Annotated in this window: 1 protein-coding gene; it reads left to right on the top strand. The window is 62.5% G+C overall.

Annotated features, from left to right (window positions below):
* Positions 1-102 precede the first annotated feature (102 nt).
* Positions 103-1455, top strand: coding sequence for a tetratricopeptide repeat protein (locus HYE77_RS18195; RefSeq protein ID WP_177069090.1), 1353 nt, complete (start codon positions 103-105; stop codon positions 1453-1455).
* Positions 1456-1475 lie beyond the last annotated feature (20 nt).

The following is a 1475-nucleotide window of genomic DNA, read 5'->3' as shown; positions in this document are numbered from 1 at the left end:
AGGCTCGGCAGCTGCTACGGTAAGGTTTGAAGTTTGAGGGACCCATCACTGGCACAAGGTTTGCCCGTCTAACCGCTATCTGAACCCATGAGTTTGAAGCGCATGTCACTGGATTACCTGGGCAACCCCATCGACACCCTCAACCCCGCCACCCGTCAGGGCCTGGATGATTTCGTCGGCGGTTTTCTCGGCTATCAGCCCCGTGCCGAGGGCATCCTCGCGGTCGCCGATGCCGACCCCGACTCAGCATTGGCCAACGGATTTGCCGGCCTGCTGCTGATGTTTATCGAGTCGCCCGAGGGCCCTGTGCTGGCCGAGAAGTACCGTCAGCGGGCGGCGGCGGTGAATTCCCGGCATCCACGGGCGCTCCTGTATCTGCAAGTGCTGCAAGCCTGGATCAACGACGAGCTGGATGAAGTGCTGCGCCTCAGCGAGCATCTGCTGGATCTTTATCCGCGGGACCTGCTTGCGGCCAAGCTCAACCAGTACCTGGAATTCAACCGGGGCAACTGGCCGGCGCTGCTGCGGATCGGTTTGAAAGCCACCGCCGGCGCGCCGGATATCGCCCACAGTCACGGGCTACTGGCGTTTGCGTATGAGCAGTGTCATTTGCTGGAGGAAGCCGAGGCCAGTGCGCTTGAGGCGTTGCGGTTGCAGGCGTCCGAGCCATGGGCCCATCACGCATTGGCCCATGTGATGCTGACCCAGGGGCGTATCGAGGAAGGCATCGGGTTTCTGGAGGGCGTGAAGCAGCACTGGGACGGGCTTAACTCGTTCATGTACACCCATAACTGGTGGCATCTCGCGTTGTTTTATCTGGGGCGCGGGGAGGATCAGCGGGTGCTGGAGATTTATGACCGGCATGTGTGGGGGATCTTGCCGGAGTACTCCCAGGATCAGGTGGGCGCGGTGTCATTGCTGGCGCGGCTGGAGCTGGCCGGGATTGATGTGGGTGGGCGGTGGCAGGCGTTGGCGCCCTACCTGCAGCGTCGGGTTGGGGATGCGGTACAGCCATTTTTGAGTGTGCAGTATTTGTATGGGTTGGCCCGGGCGGGCAAGCCTGAGGCGGATCAGTTGTTGGCGGCTTTGCGCAGGCACAGTGTGGAAGCGCGGCCGGTTTGGCGGGAAGTGACGTTGCCGTTGGCTGAGGGGTTGTTGGCGCATGCCCGGGGGGATGCCCGGCGGGCGTTGGAACAGCTGGGGATAGCGTTGCCGCGGCTGAATGAGATTGGCGGGAGTCATGCGCAGCGGGATTTGTTTGCGCAGGTGGAGCTGGACGCACGGTTGCGGGTTGGGGATTGGCTTGGGGCGCAGCAGACGCTGGAATTGCGCCGGCGGTATGACGGGCTGGATGTGCCGACGAACCGAGCTTTGGTGGTGGTGTATGAGGCTTTGGGGTTGCCTGGGGAGGCGCTGCGGGCGCGGGCGCGGATTGGGGGGATATCCGTTATTTAGGTGATGGCTTGTATTGGTTC

Origin of the sequence: Pseudomonas sp. IPO3774, from assembly GCF_013386835.1 — a bacterium.
In the GTDB taxonomy this organism is placed as follows: Bacteria; Pseudomonadota; Gammaproteobacteria; order Pseudomonadales; family Pseudomonadaceae; genus Aquipseudomonas.
This window is presented reverse-complemented; position numbering and strand designations above follow the sequence as displayed.

Bases quoted from the DNA above. Each gene is read 5' to 3' on its own strand.
- HYE77_RS18195 (WP_177069090.1), top strand. From the start codon at position 103: ATGTCACTGGATTACCTGGGCAACCCCATCGACACCCTCAACCCCGCC.